Source organism: Halobacterium sp. KA-4 (assembly GCF_021028995.1).
Classification (GTDB): Archaea; Halobacteriota; Halobacteria; order Halobacteriales; family Halobacteriaceae; genus Halobacterium.
Map to the genome: position 1 here is coordinate 70,497 of NZ_JAJJZG010000012.1, position 16,199 is coordinate 86,695.

At 57.3% G+C, this 16,199-nt stretch carries 16 protein-coding genes and 1 tRNA gene; 5 read left to right on the plus strand and 12 right to left on the minus strand.

Translation table 11 applies throughout. The features are described 5' to 3' along the window. Positions 1–284 precede the first annotated feature (284 nt). The 3 genes from LPA44_RS12400 to LPA44_RS12410 are packed head-to-tail and all read right to left on the minus strand — an operon-like array spanning position 285 to position 2,532. Positions 285–1,019, minus strand: coding sequence for a hypothetical protein (locus LPA44_RS12400; RefSeq protein WP_230889862.1), 735 nt, complete (start codon positions 1,017–1,019; stop codon positions 285–287). Next, positions 1,016–1,774 (minus strand): hypothetical protein, encoded by a 759-nt coding sequence (locus tag LPA44_RS12405; protein WP_059059136.1) that lies wholly within the window; start codon positions 1,772–1,774, stop codon positions 1,016–1,018. The genes LPA44_RS12400 and LPA44_RS12405 overlap by 4 nt, the downstream gene beginning before the upstream one ends. After that, positions 1,771–2,532, minus strand: coding sequence for an ABC transporter ATP-binding protein (locus tag LPA44_RS12410; RefSeq protein WP_230889863.1), 762 nt, complete (start codon positions 2,530–2,532; stop codon positions 1,771–1,773). Before LPA44_RS12410 ends, LPA44_RS12405 begins: the two co-directional genes overlap by 4 nt. A gap of 334 nt (positions 2,533–2,866) precedes the next feature. Here LPA44_RS12410 and LPA44_RS12415 point away from each other — a divergent pair, with 334 nt between their 5' ends. Beyond that, positions 2,867–3,769: a cation diffusion facilitator family transporter gene (locus LPA44_RS12415; protein WP_082687328.1), complete on the plus strand. Its 903-nt coding sequence runs from the start codon at positions 2,867–2,869 to the stop codon at positions 3,767–3,769. Positions 3,770–4,007: 238 nt separating this feature from the next. After that, the gene (locus tag LPA44_RS12420) at positions 4,008–5,162 is read left to right on the plus strand and encodes a multicopper oxidase domain-containing protein (protein WP_230889864.1); all 1,155 of its coding nucleotides are present in this window, start codon (positions 4,008–4,010) and stop codon (positions 5,160–5,162) included. A 205-nt stretch (positions 5,163–5,367) separates the two neighbouring features. Here LPA44_RS12420 and LPA44_RS12425 read toward each other — a convergent pair whose 3' ends face one another. The 4 genes from LPA44_RS12425 to LPA44_RS12435 form a co-directional block, all read right to left on the minus strand. Then, a complete protein-coding gene (locus LPA44_RS12425; RefSeq protein ID WP_230889865.1) occupies positions 5,368–5,553 on the minus strand; it encodes a DUF7333 family protein in 186 nt (61 codons plus the stop codon). A gap of 140 nt (positions 5,554–5,693) precedes the next feature. Continuing rightward, positions 5,694–6,239: a DUF7260 family protein gene (locus tag LPA44_RS12430; RefSeq protein ID WP_442903386.1), complete on the minus strand. Its 546-nt coding sequence runs from the start codon at positions 6,237–6,239 to the stop codon at positions 5,694–5,696. 152 nt (positions 6,240–6,391) lie between these two features. Beyond that, positions 6,392–6,655 (minus strand): DUF7260 family protein, encoded by a 264-nt coding sequence (locus LPA44_RS18395; RefSeq protein WP_442903387.1) that lies wholly within the window; start codon positions 6,653–6,655, stop codon positions 6,392–6,394. A gap of 103 nt (positions 6,656–6,758) precedes the next feature. Continuing rightward, a complete protein-coding gene (locus tag LPA44_RS12435) occupies positions 6,759–7,160 on the minus strand; it encodes a plastocyanin/azurin family copper-binding protein (RefSeq protein ID WP_230889867.1) in 402 nt (133 codons plus the stop codon). Positions 7,161–7,420: 260 nt separating this feature from the next. Between LPA44_RS12435 and LPA44_RS12440 the strand changes: the two genes are divergently transcribed. Then, positions 7,421–7,495: transfer RNA gene (locus tag LPA44_RS12440), tRNA-Glu, on the plus strand. A gap of 569 nt (positions 7,496–8,064) precedes the next feature. Beyond that, on the plus strand, positions 8,065–8,973 hold the full coding sequence (locus tag LPA44_RS12445; RefSeq protein ID WP_230889868.1) for a cation diffusion facilitator family transporter: 909 nt from the start codon (positions 8,065–8,067) through the stop codon (positions 8,971–8,973). A 98-nt stretch (positions 8,974–9,071) separates the two neighbouring features. On the opposite strand, the gene LPA44_RS12450 is transcribed toward LPA44_RS12445, so the two are convergent. Then, positions 9,072–10,328 (minus strand): RNA-guided endonuclease InsQ/TnpB family protein, encoded by a 1,257-nt coding sequence (locus LPA44_RS12450; protein WP_230889869.1) that lies wholly within the window; start codon positions 10,326–10,328, stop codon positions 9,072–9,074. Between the two features lie 186 nt (positions 10,329–10,514). Beyond that, positions 10,515–10,916, minus strand: coding sequence for a CopG family ribbon-helix-helix protein (locus tag LPA44_RS12455; RefSeq protein ID WP_230889870.1), 402 nt, complete (start codon positions 10,914–10,916; stop codon positions 10,515–10,517). Positions 10,917–11,017: 101 nt separating this feature from the next. Here LPA44_RS12455 and LPA44_RS12460 point away from each other — a divergent pair, with 101 nt between their 5' ends. Then, on the plus strand, positions 11,018–11,803 hold the full coding sequence (locus LPA44_RS12460) for a hypothetical protein (RefSeq protein WP_230889871.1): 786 nt from the start codon (positions 11,018–11,020) through the stop codon (positions 11,801–11,803). 82 nt (positions 11,804–11,885) lie between these two features. Here LPA44_RS12460 and LPA44_RS12465 read toward each other — a convergent pair whose 3' ends face one another. The 3 genes from LPA44_RS12465 to LPA44_RS12475 all read right to left on the minus strand — a co-directional run bounded on the left by LPA44_RS12465 (position 11,886) and on the right by LPA44_RS12475 (position 16,075). Then, on the minus strand, positions 11,886–14,168 hold the full coding sequence (locus LPA44_RS12465; protein ID WP_230889872.1) for a copper-translocating P-type ATPase: 2,283 nt from the start codon (positions 14,166–14,168) through the stop codon (positions 11,886–11,888). 146 nt (positions 14,169–14,314) lie between these two features. Next, on the minus strand, positions 14,315–14,512 hold the full coding sequence (locus LPA44_RS12470) for a heavy-metal-associated domain-containing protein (RefSeq protein ID WP_230889873.1): 198 nt from the start codon (positions 14,510–14,512) through the stop codon (positions 14,315–14,317). A 177-nt stretch (positions 14,513–14,689) separates the two neighbouring features. After that, positions 14,690–16,075 (minus strand): permease, encoded by a 1,386-nt coding sequence (locus LPA44_RS12475; RefSeq protein ID WP_230889874.1) that lies wholly within the window; start codon positions 16,073–16,075, stop codon positions 14,690–14,692. Positions 16,076–16,199 lie beyond the last annotated feature (124 nt).

Below are 16,199 nucleotides of genomic sequence, written 5' to 3' on the forward strand. Positions count from 1 at the left end.
CGCGTGCCGTAGCTGGAAGCGGGTACGCGGCTGCGGTCCTCGTCATTCCGACACCAACGATTCACACGGCCCCTCCATTCGTCTTCAGTATTCTCGTGCTCGCTATAGTCGGAGTCGGGATTCCGACACGGCCATTCAATCACCACAGACGCGGTGAAACGCTCGTCACAGGGCTCGCCGCCGTCACAGCTGGTGCTATCGCGTACGCAGCGGCTTACGGTACACTCGGTTAACGCAACGGCTCGCTGGTGCCGTGATTACTGTCGACACCTCAAGGTGCCGATTTATTCGATAGCGGTAACGCGGTGGAAGACGACTACACCGACGATCAAGACGACGGTGAAGTATCCCACGGCGCCGATGAAGTTCCAGAGGTCCAGCCCTTGAGTGAAGGCTGCGTCCATCGTCGCCTTCGTCGTAAAGTACCCCGGAAGCGCCTTCGTCCAGGCTGTGGAGTCGGTCGCCATCGGGTTCTGGAACAGCAGCATATCCACGTACGGGAAGAAGAGCATGACATACACCCCAGCCAAGCGACTCAGAGAAACACCGATAATCACACCCAAGACGCCGTAAATCAGAGCCGTCAGCACAGTTGCGGCGACGAAGGCAGGTATCGACACCGGAGAAAATCCGACTAGGACGATTGCCAGCGAGACAGCACTGACGATTAGGCCACCAGCAGCGAGCAGACTCACACGGGAGACGACGAGGTCACGCGAGCGATACCCAGCCAGACGAAGCCGGTCGTCGGCGGCCTTCGAGGACTGCATTAGGAACAGTCCGACGATACCCGACAGCAGCCCGGCGGTGACGGGCGTCACCAGCGCTGCGACGAATTCCGAGAGCGTAACCGTCACTGACTCACCGCTAATCGGGATAGTCAACGTCGCTTCCGGGACGATGTACATGAATCCCCCGATGAAGTACAGCGGGAGGGCGATCAGTAATCCGATCAGGGCCGGCGTTCGACGAAATTCCCGCAGCCCCATCGTCACAGCCGTTGTGATGCGGGTATTCATTGCACGACACCCCCCGAAACGATAGGTTCGACAGTGTGTGTGTAGGCCAGTATTGCGAGGCCGCCCAGAACTGCGACGATTGTCAGCGCCGGTAGCAACTCACCTGTCGCGAGTTCCCCGTCGAGGACAGCGCGGGTGACCACCTCGTGGCCGTACGAGGTCGGCGACAATTGCGTGATTCGGTCCTGAATCGGGAAAATGCCACTGGCAATGACGTTGTCCATATCCGCGAGGATGACCAGGGCGAGCGAGCCCTCTAGCGCTCGAGGGAGGACTGCTCCGACCAGGATTCCCAGCATCGCGTAAATGACACCAACGAGCGTGAGGCCCATGAAGACGAACAACGGCGAGGCGACGGGTTCGGACAACAGTCCAACTAGCGTCAGCGTGGAGACGCCCGCAATCACCAAGCTGATTACGACGAGCGTCGCAAATCGGGCGACGAGCAAATCTAGCGCGGGAAACCCACAGATAGAGAGGCGGTGATCGGCATCACGTGCGCTGATGAGTTGGAAGAGCCCGAGCACTCCCGCCAGAGCCCCGGTCGCAAACGTTGCGCCCGTGATTCTGGCGGTGGCATCAAGCGACGCGGGGAGGTTCAGAAATCCGAACTCGGGGAACTGACCGTACGCGACGCCGAAGATCTGAATGGAGGCGGCCGGGAGCACGACTAAGAGCACGAGGTTCAGGGGTTCGCGAAAGAACGACAGTGCGCTCGCCCGGATGCCCGCGGCGTATCGGCTGAGTAGACTCATTCGGACTTGCCTCCGGTGGTATCGGGTTGTTCGCAGTCGATTTTTTCTTCGGTTGGCGTGGATGCCGGACCGCCTTCCTCATCGACGACCTCCCTGTGGAGGTGGCCGTCGTGAAGTTCGTAGATCACGTCGAAGCGGTCACGTTCGTTGATGATGTGGGAGATAATGGCGATACCGACACCGCGGTCACGGAGGTCTTCGGTGAGGTTCCAGAATGCTTGGAATGTCTCCCAGTCGAAGCCTGTATATGGTTCGTCAAGCAGCAGAAGGTCGGGTTCGTGCATCAGCGCGACACTGAGATTGAGCTTTTGTTTGTTCCCACCGCTCAAATTCCGAACCTGCCGGTCCCGGAACCGCTCGAAATCAAGTTCTGTCAGCAACCACGACCGCGCCGCGTCGACTTCGCTGGGGGACATCTCGTAGGCCTCGCCGAATAATTCGAATGTTTCGTCGACGGTCAGCCGGTCGTAGAGCCGCGGCTCCTGGGGACACCAACCGATACGTCCCGACCGAGCGACGGTGCCGTCGTCGTAGTCCAGCACACCAGCCAGAATCTGCATCAACGTCGACTTGCCGCTGCCGTTTTCGCCCATAATGCCGACGATTTCACCACTACCGATCTCTAATGTCGCTCCGTCAAGAACGTCGACAGAGCGAGAGAACGGCAGCCAGGAGTCGTATGTCTTTTGGATGTTGATTGCTTCGACGACAGTATTTCCTGATTGACTACTTTGTGTGCTCCGCTGTGGGCTGCTCATGTCTTGCTTGAAATGTGAACACGCACTTTTGTTAAATTAGCTGCTAAAAAACGAACTATCTTATTCTATCTATAATAATATATTCTTGTTTTATTAATAATATGGGTTGCTACCAGCCCCCGACAGCTGATTCCCGGGCAATCCGTTCGATAGTCGGGCTAACCATTCACACGACTACCCCAGAAGAGTGGACTCTACGGAATGGCGGCTCTCATACTCACTCATAGAATCTTCCACTACGAGGACGGCCTATTGCCACGGACCACATACAAGTTATCGCCCCACCGTTGCTGGGATTAAAGGCACTCCGGGCTCTCACATGAAATATAACAAGATGAGTTCAGCGGGGCACAGCCATGAGCACAACGAGGACAGCAGTGTTCGTACGCTCGGAGCAGTAGCAGCTATTAATCTCGCCGGCTTCGTCATCGAGCTTGTGGGGGGGCTGACGTTCGGGTCTGTCGCACTTATCGGGGACGCGTTCCACATGCTGTTCGACTCGCTGGCATACGTGATCGCTCTGGGCGCGGCCTACATCGGAACTAATTCGAATCCCGGGGAGTACTGGAGTTACGGCTTGAGCCGGGTAGAGCCGTTTGCAGCGTTCTTGAACGGCGTGTTACTCGTCCCGATGGTGGTGTTCCTGGTCTGGGAATCCTATCAGCGCTACCTCGCACCCGTCGATATCAATCCCCAGATGACCATCCTCCTCGGAACTGGGGGATTGGTCATAAATCTCCTGTCAGTATACGTTGTTCAGGGTGGTGAAATGTCGCTGAACGAGCGTGGCGCGTTCTATCACCTTCTCGGGGATGCAGGTGCGTCGGTCGCTGTCATCGTCTCGATGCTGTTCGTGGAGTTCGGTGGGTACTACATCGCGGACCCGATTACGGCAGTCCTCATCGCTGCCATCATCATTTGGTCGGCAGTCAAGCTGCTCCGGGAGAGTGGCGCAATTTTCTTTCAGCGCAGCCCCATCTCGGTCGAAGATCTGGAAGCACGCATCGAAGCTTTCGACGACGTAACTGCGGTTTTGGACATTCACGTCTGGTCGCTGTCGAGTCGACTCGATGTGGCGACAGTCCACGTGACTAGTGACGTAGCTACCGTTGAGGAACGTGACGAACTTAAGCGGACGATCACTGAGCTGCTCCATGACGAATTCGGCATCGAGCATGTTACAGTGGATGTCCTTGGAGCGGATTCGCACACTCGGCCGACCGAGCACAGCGACTGAGACTGGTTTTACGGGCTGTGCTGGTCTACCGATGGGCGAAGACGCGGATGTCAGCACTCTAGGGCGTACCTGCTAGAGGTGCGTGTTTTCGTTTGGTTTGTCTGGACTGGATTCATAGGAAGTCGCGTCCGCGGACTGTGACTCATGTGGGTTGTGTCGAACATCATCGGTCCTTGTCTCGCGGGGCGAGACATCGCCGTCCCCCTATGTATAGGTAGTCCAAAATCCGGGTTGTTCCATGACAAAACGCTTTGGCGCTCCCGGATCTGGGCTATTGCGTCGAGAATTTCTCGCAGCAACTGGCGCCACCAGCTTTTCAGCCATCGCGGGCTGTACTGGAGACAACGGAGGCCAGCCAGTCGCCACCACAGCGACAGAGACTAGTAGCCAATCTACGTCGGCTCCTCTTCCGTTTACGAGTCCGCCGACAGTCGTCGACGTTGACGAACAGGGCGGCGAAGTAACGATGCGAACGCAGCGAGCTCGCCATGCTGTCCACCCGCTCGAAACGATGGGTGGACCAGTCGAATTCCCCCGCGTCTGGGCGTGGCAAGCCGACGACAACGACCCCAGTGTACCCGGTCCGATCCTCCGGACCACCGAGGGTAATGCCATGGAAGTAACGCTCGACAACACGGACGGCCGTCGGCCCCACACGATTCACTTCCATGGTGTTCGAAAAACCTGGAAAAATGACGGTGTCCCGACGACAACCGGGATTCAGGTCCCCGCAGGTGAGAAACACACCTACAAAATTCCGGCGAACGTGCCGGGGACGCATTTTTACCACTGCCACTTCCAGACTCATCGGCATATCGATATGGGGATGTATGGTATCTTCCGCGTCGATCCGGAAGGCTATGAGCCGGCAGATCGCGAGTACTTCATGACGGTCAAAGACTGGGATTCCCGAGTCCCGAGGAAGTGGGCTGGGAATGCGGACTTTACCTATGACGCTGCCAGTCGAAATCCAGACGTATTTACCGTCAACGGGAAGAGCGCACCCCGAACGCTGCACCCCGAAGAAGGGGCGCCGATCATCGTCGACGAGGGCGACTCAGTTCGTATCCACCTCGTCAACGGCGGGTATATGTCGCACCCGATGCACATCCATAACCACCGCTTCCAGCGCGTCGAAAAGGACGGCGGGACGATTCCGGAGGCTGCCCGCCACGACATGGACGTCACGAACGTCGCCCCTGCTGAACGACACACGATCGAATTTACTGCCGATGCAGACCCCGGCATCTACCTGATGCACTGCCACAAGGTCAACCACGTCATGAACGGCACGTTCTACCCCGGCGGGATGCTTACTGGTGTGGTCTATCGATCCGTCATGGATACGGACATCTTCAACCAGCTTATGGAGTACGCCGGTTACTCCACGTAGAGACCCTCTACACGAGGACCAGGACTGGATATAACTGAACGATAGGGGTTACCCGGCTCTGGTGGACTCCTTTTGGTTCGACACCGCCCCGTTGAAACAGCCGTCGCTAGGACTGCGAATCGGTCATCGAAATGATTCGGAATCAACACATCTGGGGGCTCGCATGGACCGCAATCTGGCGGATTTCGGCTACTGGGTCGGCCTGTTACGGACTGGCGCGGAACTCGCCGTGTTTCATCCCGAAGAAGAACGCGATGACCGAGAAGACAATCATCGAGGGCAGAACCATCATGAAGACTGTCGAGGAGGTCATGACGGTCGTGAGCGCAATCGCCGCGACGGCGACAATTACGACAAGGGGAGCCACCGAGCGCACAAAGTCGGATTCCATATGTACTGTTGTGACCGGATAGACAAAACCGTTAACAAAGTGAACCGCCTCGGGGTCAAGCCCCGAGGCACTCGGCCTGCTCCGCCTGTAGATTTGCTGGAAACCGGCACTGACGACTGGGTAAGAGGTGAAACGGGGGACTACTCATACTGGGAGATAATCTCCAAGATATCGACAAACGTCGCCAACACCGGATAATCAACCTCCAGACCCTCATAGAGATACGAACAGAGGTCAGTGTGGGCATCCCCGTCTGCCGACCGATCGATTCGATGAGCGTGGATTTCCTCCTGCCGTTGCTGGATCCAGCTCTGACATTTATCATTCAACGTGTGAAGCGTGTCGTATCGGTCGGTCAGTTCAGTATCTGAGATCCCCTGTAATTCCGTCGAATCAAGTTCTGCTATCGCCTCTCGAATCTCGTGAACTGTAGATTGCACGTCTTTGAGCGTAGTGAATTCATCCTGGAGAGTCTCCAGAAAGACCCGGCGATTGTCAATACACTGTTGTGCGGCCTCGAGGAGTCGTTGTTTGATGACTGGTGAGAACGTAGTCGCTTCCGAGATTAGAACCAACACATCGACCCCGAACTCGGCACTGAGGCTCGCCTCGAACGAATCACCGTACACGTCGCCGTAGTGGTCGACTGCCATCACAGTCTCACGATACAATGGCTCGATGGGCACTGTCTAGTTGAGCGGATTCTGGCGACTTAGTGTCTCACACCGGGTATACTAGAATCGAAACGGGTTCGTTTCTTGCTCGTGCTTCTGAGACACTCTCCGTTTCGTTCGTACGCGGTTCAGAAGTGAACTCTCTCTAGGACCACAGCTATCTTTCAGACAATCGAAATCAGCCGGTTTGCCTGAACTAGACAGTGCCGCTCGATGATATCGCGAACCGACTTCTCTGCGGATGTAAGGCTCTGATTCACTCCAACAACTGACGGTTCGAACCGAGGAGCCTGTGTGTCGACGGTCTGAATACGCTGGCGAAACCGTTGGAAAGCTTGACACTCGCGCTCGACCTCGCGTCGTTCCTGCCGAACACTATCGAGGGCAGCATCCGGGTATGTCGGCCACGAGCCTTGTGCAAGCGTCATCGGCAGCGTGTGTCTCCATACTGGTGGTCCGAAGCACAGTCAGTGTCGGCCAAATGGTGTACGAGCGATTCCGGAGCGCACAGCTCGCAGTGTACGCGGCCGCCTACCCTGAGAACGAGCTGTACGAGACGCTGCCTTGATCGACGATGGTCTGGCTTTCGGGAACGTCTCCGTCCGGCGGCATACTCCCCTCCGCGGGACCGCCTGGTTCGCCGACGACGATTCGACCAACCATCCCCAGGGACTTGTGCGGGATACAGAAATAATCGTACGTGCCCGTGGTCTCGAACGTATGCTCGTACGTTGCGCCTTGTTCACTCAGAACCTCGCTGTTGAACGCTTCCGCTCCGTCGGGAATCCGCGTCACCTCTGCTGAACTCGTTCCCTCTTTGTAGGCGGTTGCCGAGTGACTTCCACTCTGGATTTCGAACGTCACTGTCTCCCCGGATTCGACGAACAGCCCGATGGGATCGAAATAGTACTCGCTCCCTTCGGTGACCATCATAACGGTATTTGAGTCTCCTGACCCACCAGCTGTCTCCTGCGTTTCAGTCGTGGTCGGCTCACCGCCACCATCTCCGTTCCCCGAACTACTGCATCCAGCGAGACCAGTTACGCCACCTGTAGCGAGAATTCCAGCCGTCTTGAGAACCTGTCGACGCTCCATACCACTTTATCAAATGCCTCAACATAAGGGGAAACGGCGGATTCCCACTGAGCAGGACACCGGCCTTATTTGAAGTACTGAGACCCCAAGCTAGAGGTGCTCCGTTGGTGTAGCTCGGCCAATCATCTCGGCATCTCACGTCGAGGACCGAGGTTCAAATCCTCGACGGAGCATTCTCGACCGATTTTCCAAACGAGGAGAAGAAAGTCTCCCGAGAACGAAGTGAGATAGCCGCTTGACCGATGTACTGATCTGAAGTAAGGTATGCTGACTCCTCTGCGAACTAACCTTACTCGAAGCAATGTTGTCGGACTCGCCACTATCACATTTCCAGTCGGAGCCTGTCTGGTGTTGGGAGTTAACTTATTTCCAATCCCGATAGTGCCTCCTCTAGGCCAAGTGCCGCGACTGTGGACTGGACAACAACGGCGACAAGAATGGTGGAACAAACATCGGCAAACAAGCCGTCGGAAGGACATTCGAATCCCGCTATCGACGGGTGAAGTAGTTATGACTCAGCCGAAAACGCAGGTTGTACTCAAGGGAACCAAAGGTGAGATGGAGCCTGCGACTTCCCCAGACGACGTAGTCCTAACACTCCAGAGAGGAAGCCTGCGGCTTTAGTCGTAGGAGAAGTTACCTTTCACTCTCAACGCACCGTGAAAGGTTTCGATTGAATCAAAAACTCGATTATACGCGCCTAATGAGGTCTCTTATGTGGATGTAGCAGGATCCATATATTATGGCGGATTCACGTGTAACCTTTCTCAAAGTCTCCTGGGCTAATGTGCTATTAAATGCCCTCAAAATCGGTGTCGAGGGGACACTCGGACTGCTCACCGGAAGCCTCGCACTCACCGCTGACGCAGCGCACTCCGTCGCTGACCTTCTCGCGAGCGGCGTCGTCTTGATCTGGGGCCGGTCCGTCTATGAGGATGCAGACCAGTCACACCCCCACGGACACAACCGATTCGAACCCCTCTCCGCGCTCTTCGTCGGTGGCATGCTCGTTCTCCTCGGACTCAAACTGCTGTACGATGCGGGTCACTCAATTCTAACTGGAGTGACCGCTGAGTACAGTATTTGGCTTATTATCGGGCTCCTGTTTGCACTCGGTGATATGTACGTCTGTTACTGGTATACCCAATACAAGAATCAGGAACTCCAGCTCCCGAGCCTCCGCGCGCTTGCTGCGGACAGTCTTAACGATCTCTATACGACTGGTGCGGCTCTGGTGGGTGTCCTCGGTATGGCAGTTGGTTACCCAGTTTTTGACCCGATTGCAGGCGGCATCGTGAGTCTACTCGTCATCCACCAAGGCGTAGATATCTCGCGAGAGAATATTCAGTATCTCGCCGATAGCGCTCCTCCGGAATCAGAACAGGAAGAGATCAAGGAGCGCATCCGGGAACACTCTGCTGTTCATGGTATTCACGATTTTGTCGCGTACTACTCTGGGCACATGATCGAAGTCGAGTTTCACGCCGAAGTCGATCAAGAACTATCGGTGGTCGAAGCACATGACGTAGAATCTGAACTCCGCCGGCGCGTCCGTGAAATCGAGCCAGTCGCTGATGTCCACGTCCACCTGGATCCGGCAGGGCTCGGAGAGTGGAAAGACGCGGATGAATCAACCACCTCTCCCGCATGAACGACCCTCGATACGGCAAACTGCAGGCTCTCTTCCTGAACTAAAACACTTGACATCCTCCTCCGGCTAAAGCCGGAGGAATCCCGAGCGTTGGGATATTAGGGTTTGCAGACTCCCTGTTCTCTCGGTGTGAACCGGCCGCTCTCGCGGTCGAACAGGAAGACTCCGGGCTGTGCCAACCAGCCGTTACTCATATCCCCCAACGGGGGACTCTGAGTTATCTTTCGTCGGATATTCACCGCACCATTCACGTCTGCGTTCATCGTCGTCTCACACGACGAACAGACGTACAAACCACGCTCCACACGGTTGCTATCCCGAATCTGCCCGCAACACGAACACGTCTTACTCGTGTTCTCCTCATCTACACGGTCAACAAGGATTCCGTGTTCATCGGCCTTGTATTCAAGTAGATTCGTGAAGCGGTCGAACTCCCAGCCGTGCAACTTCTTGTTCCCCGACGCACCCCAATTCCGCGAGTCACCGTTCTCATCCTCGCGGATGTCACTGAGGTCGCCAACCGCGATTTTCGCCACACCTTCTTCGACACACCGCTCAACGATGTGCTTCGAGAGGGTATGGAGGAAGTGGTCTTTGCGTCGGGAGAGTTTCTGCCGAGCCTTCAACGCACGCTTCGACGGCCCGCTCTCGCCTTCGGTCTGGTACTCCTCGCGGGTGAAGTAGTGCTTGTCCTCTTTCAGCACGTTCCCCGGATACAACTCACTCGCGCCGTCTTCGTAGTCGATGGCGAGATAGTTGCTGATTCCGAGGTCGATACCCGCTGTCTTGTCACCGGGTGCGTCTTCGACGGGAATCTCTTTCTTACAGACGAGGTGGAGTTCCCACTCGTCGCCGTTCCAGACGCCACGCACCTGCTGGATGTTCTCAACATCCACGTCGGGGCGAGTTTCGTACTCCACGAGGATGAAGTCAGACCGACTCTCTTTCAGATTGAAGCCTTCCGAGAGGCGAAGTTGGCCGTGTTTGTCGTCGTGCTTGATGGCCCGTTTCTTCCACGTCACGGTGGAGCGTGGGTGGTCGTCGCCACGTTTCCGGTATCCCGGTGGGTTGTTGCCGTTGTCGGAGTTGTACCAGCCGGTGAACGCCTCAGCAAGTTCTTCAAGAACTCGCTGACTTGACTGCGAATGCAGGTCACTGTAGCGTTCGTGGTCTTTCAACTCCGATTTCAGTTCGGCTTCGTCGGGTATCTCACCGTCTTCGTCCCACCGTTGTTGGATGTAGTAGCGTCCGACGTTCCACAGTTTGGATGCTGAGAACCCGCATTGGTCGAGATCGTCACGAACCTGCTGGTGGTTCGTGATTCGGGCGACGTAGGTGCGGGTTGTTTCCAACATCGAACTGCCTTTATAACACGTTATGAGAGTTCTTATTAAAACCAACGACCGGGTATGGAATATCCGGCTGGAATGTCGTCGGTGGGTTGTCGGTCAGAATGTCGGATTTATCCCGCGCCTAAAGGCGCGGGTATTCTCCTTGTTCTTTATAACCCGGTCCCCGATCCAGCAGACGACTCAGTCGCTCTATTCCGTGGAGAGTTCCGGTTGGAGGAACATGACGTTCACGCGGCCGACGGCGTCGAAATCTCGGAGTCGGTACACTAACTCCCGGATTCGAGCTGCGGGTCCCTGACAGAAAACCGTCTCAAGACACCACTCCCCGTGGTGCATATGTTGTGTGGTGCCGATGACATCCTCGAAGTCATGCTGGACGGTATGGAGTTCGCCGATGACGAGTGTGTGCTCGTAATCGAATGCCAGTGCTGCGACTGCGGGGCCTTCTAATCCTTCGAGCTCTGTGTGGCGCTCGATGTATTCGTGAATCGCCTCGCGGACGGCACGGGAGCGTGATTCCAATCCTTCGTCTTGCCACGTCGTATCGAACGACTCGAGAACCTCTTGCGGAATGTTCAAACTCGTTCGCATACGTGAGCCATAGACGGCGCTCCTCAAGAGTGTCATTATTACGAACTCCCGAATCGGGTCATAACAACCCGTATAAGCGATCTCACTCTGCTATCGAGTAGATGGCCAACGGAGTTCTCGGACTCGCACTCGGGGCAAGTGCTCTCGGTCTCACTCACGGGCTCGCCCCAGGGCACGGATGGGCGATTGCAGCGAGTTACGCGCTCGACAAACAGAACAAATGGTTCTATGCCGCCGCATCGAGCCTCATTCTCGGTATCGGACATCTTATTAGTAGTATCGCGATGGTGGTCGTGTACTTCTGGGCACTCTCGTACTTCGACCTCACCCAGATTAGTTGGATGAACTACGTCGCCGGAGCGTTACTCATCACCCTCGGGATCTGGCAATACTTCAATGGACATAACCACACCGCGTCAAATCACGATGGCGACCACAGTGGTCACCACGGCCATGACGACCACGATCACGCCCACAACAGCCACGATCATTCCCACAGCACCGACGGTAATCAGGGGTGGATCGCTCGAGTTCGGCGGACCGTCCCGTTTACCGGCCAGTCCGACCATTCACACTCTCACGATCACCTCGACGAGACGCCAGATCGCGGGCTCTACGGCATGGCAGCCCTCGCGTTCGCCCTCGGATTCACCCACAACGAGGAGTTCGATATTATTGCGATCTGCACCGGCTCGACCTATTGCCTCGAACTGATGCTCATCTACTCGCTGGCCGTCATTACGTCACTCGTCGGTGTGACCCTGGTACTCGTGGCTGGCTACCAGCGTTACGAAGATCGGCTTGAAGACTACGCGGAGTATCTGCCAGCATTCACGGCGACGATCCTCATCGTGATGGGTACGGGATTCATTTTGGGCATCTTCTAAGTCGTAAAAACGGCCTCCTAGTGCCAGAAATAATTATCTATCCGAAAGATTCAGCCTTACGTGAATGACGAGAAAGCACTTCTCAGTCAGCAGATTGAGCGTCAGTAGGTGAAGTCGCACTTGGGAGCTCGGGGAGGGATAGATCGACGCGCCGGAGCAACTGCGCGTTAATCGCGACGATTACTGTACTCAACGACATCAGGAGGGCGCCCACGGCAGGAGACAGCAGAATCCCGATCGGTGCCAACACGCCTGCTGCAAGCGGAATCGCGAATACGTTGTACCCCGCCGCCCAGACGATGTTCTCCTGCATCTTCCGATAGCTCGCCTTGCTCAGCTTTACGAGCCGAACGACGTCCATCGGATTGTTCTGGACAAGAATAACATCCGCCGACTGGACCGCAACGTCGGTGCCGCTTCCAATGGCGATGCCGACGTCGGCTCGCGTCAGCGCCGGCGCGTCGTTCACACCGTCACCGACCATCCCCACCAGCTTCCCCTGGTCTTGGAGCTCCTGGACTTTCTCGTCTTTGTCTTCGGGGAGTACCTCCGCGAACACCGTGTCGATGCCTAGTTCGTCGGCGACAGCGTCGGCAACGTCCTGAGAATCGCCAGTCAGCATTGCCACCTCAATACCTAGCTCGTGGAGGGCGTCGACGACGCGGAAACTCTCCTCGCGGATCACGTCGGCCATCGCGAACGCGGCGATCAACTCTCCTTCGCGAACGAGGTACACCACGGTCTGGGCGTTCTGGCCGGCCTCGTCAGCGAAGCACTGGAGGTAATCGGGAATTTCGCTATCGAGTTGGGCCAACAGGTTCGGGCCGCCGACGTACACCTCGTTGCCGTCGACGTTCGCCCGGACCCCTCGCCCTTTGATTGCCTCGAAGCTGGATGCATCAGGAGCGCTGAGATCACGCTCGTCAGCTGCCTCGCGGATGGCTCGGGCGATCATATGTTCAGAGTCACTCTCGACGGCCGCCGCCAGCGCGAGCGCGTCATCGTCGTCGACGACGTCGATGGTCGCCATATCCACGACGCCGTGTTCGCCCTCGGTGAGCGTCCCCGTCTTGTCGAAGATGATAGCGTCCAGATTCCGTGCGTCCTCCATCGCGATCCGGTCGCGAACGAGCATCCCGTTCCGAGCGGCGAGCGACGTGTTGATCGCGACGACCAGGGGGATTGCGAGCCCGAGGGCGTGCGGACAGGCGATGACGAGTACCGTCACGACGCGCTCGATGACCGTCGCGTCGAACGAGACCGTGAGTGTCCACGCAATCGCCGTCACGACTGCCGCCCCGAGCGCGACGTAGAACAGCCAGCCGGCCGCGCGGTCGGCCAGCACCTGGGTCTTCGACTTGCTTTGCTGGGCTTCCTCGACGAGCCGCATGATGCCCGCCAGCGTCGTCTCCTCGCCCGTCGCACCGACGTGGACACGGAGACTGCCGTCGCCGTTGATGGTGCCGCCGATGACCTCGTCGCCGGGCTTCTTCGAAACCGGTTTCGATTCACCCGTGATCATCGACTCGTTGACGTCCGAATCGCCATCCTCGATGACGCCATCCGCCGGGATGCTCGCGCCCGGCCGGACGAGTACGAGGTCGCCCTCAGAGAGTTCACTGACGGGGACCTCCTCGGTCTCCCCGTCGTCGGTGATACGCTCGGCGGTGTCGGGCATCAGCTTCGCCAGTTCGTCGAGCGCGCTGGAGGCCCGCCGGACCGACCGCATCTCGATCCAGTGGCCGAGCAGCATGATGTCGATCAGTGTGACGAGTTCCCAGAAGAACGCCGACTGTGTGGGGAAAATCACGCTCGCGAGGCTGTAGACGAACGCGACGGTGATCGCCATAGAGATCAACGTCATCATCCCCGGCGACCGGTCTTTCAGCTCCGGGAGTGCCATCTGGAGGAATGGAACGCCACCGTACGCGAAGACGATGACCGCGAAGACAGGGTTGATCCACTCGCTGCCCGGGAATACAGGGACGGAGAAGCCGAGCCACTCCTGTAGCATTTCGCTGTACAGGAGAACGGGAATCGACAGGAGCGTCGAAATGAAGAAACGCCGGCGGAACATCTGTTCATGGCCTTCGTGCATCCCGCCATGGCCCTCGCCGTGTCCCTCGTGGGAACCGTGGCCGTGCCCGTCGCCCTCGTGGCCGGCGTGTTCGTGCTGTTCGTGGGACGCCATCTCACCTGCCGCAGCAGGGTGAGCCTCCTCCTCCAGTAGCTCCTGTTCTACCCCTTCCCCGCCTGATTCAGCGACCGCTTCATCGTGGTCGCCGTGTTCGTGCTGGTGACTGCTGGTGTCCTGCTGGTCCTCTCCTCCCGGGGAATTCTCAGCTGTATCTTTGTGGTCGTCCATGGGTCATGTTCTCAATTGAGGTGGTTCCGCCGGCTTCCTGAATCTTCGGCCCTAAAATCATACAGCAGGTCCAGCACAGGCAAACTCTGAAGACAGCGGTTAGCCGTCGTCTCGGAGCGACCCGTGCTATCTACAGCGCACGATACTCAGGCGTGAGCGGTGTATCCCGCGTCTTCGACGGCCGCCACGAGGGCCGTGACCTCTGCCTCACCGTCGATGCTTGCCTGTTCACTCTCCCTGTCGACGGTCACGGAAGTCACGCCAAAGACCTCTTCAAGGGCCTCTTCGACCGTCTGCTCACAGTGACCGCACGTCATTCCCTCTACGGTGATGGTCGTCGTCATACAGGGGTACATACGGTCCCCTGTCTTTAGCAGATTTCCCCTTTGATGATGCTGATGTCCCATAGGGAAAACTTTGGATTCGAAATCTCATCCACAGCCCTCACGAACCCGTTCTTCGGTTCGCCAACTGTCGACCCCAAGGATATCCAGCTGAGATATGAGACATTCAGCCGTTCACTAGTGGTCGTGTCCCTCCATCACCATCGGATGCCCGGTGGCGTATTCGTCGGGATCCTCCTCGAAGGTCTCCTTACAGGTCTGCGAGCAGAAGTAGTACGTCTCACCGTCGTGGGTCGCCGATGGCTCGCTATCGTCAGTCCGCATCCCACAGACGGGATCACGGTACTGGCCAGGCGCACCGAGGCCGCGACGATACACGTACAGGAGAAAGCCGGAAAGCGCGAACGCAATGAGGTTGAGGTAGAACGTGTAGTTGAGCTCGAAGTACGTTTGCTCGGTCGCCGTCTCGCCGCCCGCCAGATCAGGGACGATGCCGAGCGCGTCGAACAGCAGCTCCATGAGGAAGCCCGTGAACGCCATCGTCACGAAAAAGACGCCAAGGATGTACAGCATGATCTTCCAGCCGTAGTACTTCCGGTAGACGTTCAGCACGGGAATCGTGATGAGGTCGGCGTAGACGAACGCGATGACGCCGGCGAAGCTGATGCCGCCGCCCCACAGCGCGACGGCGAACGGGACATTACCCATGCTGCCGACGAAGCTGATAACGGCGATGGCGACGCCCATAATCGCGTTCTCGGCCGTCACAAGCAGCCCGTCGCCCTGGATGAACAGGGTGTTCCACACCCACTGGGGGACGAAGACGATGACGAACCCCGATATCAGGAAGCCGGCGATGACGTCCTTCCAGATCATCGACCACTCCTTGCGGTACTGGTTCCCGACTTTGTACCAGCCACCCCACGACAGTAATTCGTCACGCCACCCGCCGCGGCTCGACATCTCCTGGCGGTAGGTCTCCATACAGCCCTCCGAGCAGAACTTGAGCGTTTCACCGCCGTCAGTCCTAAGCGTGTACTCGTCTTTGCCTTCCATCCCGCAGGTCGGATCCTCGGTGACGCCCGCCTCACGGTCGCGCTCGTTGAGCGCCTCTCGCACCTCATCGAAGAGGTTCTCCGGAAGCGTGAGGTGAACGATGACGGCCATCACGGCGATGAGAATGAGTCCGCCGAGTAACTCTGCGACTAGGAACTCCCAGCCCAACAGAATCAGGATTATCAACCCGAGTTCGACGATGAGGTTCGTCGACGCGAACATGAACGCGAGGAAGTTCACCGCGTGCGCCCCCTTCTTGAACAACCCCTTCCCGATGGCGACGGCACCGAAACTACAGCCACTACTGGCCGCGCCGAACGCAGTCGCCTTGGTGAGCCCGCTCAGATCGCCATCACCGAGGACCTGCGCCATCCGCTCCTTGGAGACGTAGACTTGGACAAGGCTCGTGATCGTGAGGCCCATGATGATCGCCCACGCCGCCGTCCAGAGGAAGCCCACTCCGATACGTAGAGCTTCGGAGATGCCATCAATCATCGTCGCTACCATAGGTATCAGTTCGAAGGGATCATCTATTGCAGTTTTCCTTCAGATAGTTCGGGTCAGAGCCGTGGTGAGTAGGTATTCAAAAGAATTGTGTCGGGTGGAACGGTAGTGTTCAGATAAGGATTGA

Coding starts and splice junctions, on each gene's coding strand:
- LPA44_RS12415 (WP_082687328.1), top strand. CDS start 2,867: ATGAGTTCAGCGGGGCACAGCCATGAGCACAACGAGGACAGCAGTGTT.
- LPA44_RS12465 (WP_230889872.1), bottom strand. CDS start 14,168: ATGGACGACCACAAAGATACAGCTGAGAATTCCCCGGGAGGAGAGGAC.
- LPA44_RS12405 (WP_059059136.1), bottom strand. CDS start 1,774: ATGAGTCTACTCAGCCGATACGCCGCGGGCATCCGGGCGAGCGCACTG.
- LPA44_RS12420 (WP_230889864.1), top strand. CDS start 4,008: ATGACAAAACGCTTTGGCGCTCCCGGATCTGGGCTATTGCGTCGAGAA.
- LPA44_RS12435 (WP_230889867.1), bottom strand. CDS start 7,160: ATGATGGTCACCGAAGGGAGCGAGTACTATTTCGATCCCATCGGGCTG.
- LPA44_RS12425 (WP_230889865.1), bottom strand. CDS start 5,553: ATGGAATCCGACTTTGTGCGCTCGGTGGCTCCCCTTGTCGTAATTGTC.
- LPA44_RS12460 (WP_230889871.1), top strand. CDS start 11,018: ATGGCCAACGGAGTTCTCGGACTCGCACTCGGGGCAAGTGCTCTCGGT.
- LPA44_RS12470 (WP_230889873.1), bottom strand. CDS start 14,512: ATGACGACGACCATCACCGTAGAGGGAATGACGTGCGGTCACTGTGAG.
- LPA44_RS12400 (WP_230889862.1), bottom strand. CDS start 1,019: ATGAATACCCGCATCACAACGGCTGTGACGATGGGGCTGCGGGAATTT.
- LPA44_RS12410 (WP_230889863.1), bottom strand. CDS start 2,532: ATGAGCAGCCCACAGCGGAGCACACAAAGTAGTCAATCAGGAAATACT.
- LPA44_RS12455 (WP_230889870.1), bottom strand. CDS start 10,916: ATGCGAACGAGTTTGAACATTCCGCAAGAGGTTCTCGAGTCGTTCGAT.
- LPA44_RS12450 (WP_230889869.1), bottom strand. CDS start 10,328: ATGTTGGAAACAACCCGCACCTACGTCGCCCGAATCACGAACCACCAG.
- LPA44_RS12475 (WP_230889874.1), bottom strand. CDS start 16,075: ATGGTAGCGACGATGATTGATGGCATCTCCGAAGCTCTACGTATCGGA.
- LPA44_RS18395 (WP_442903387.1), bottom strand. CDS start 6,655: ATGACGCTTGCACAAGGCTCGTGGCCGACATACCCGGATGCTGCCCTC.
- LPA44_RS12445 (WP_230889868.1), top strand. CDS start 8,065: ATGGCGGATTCACGTGTAACCTTTCTCAAAGTCTCCTGGGCTAATGTG.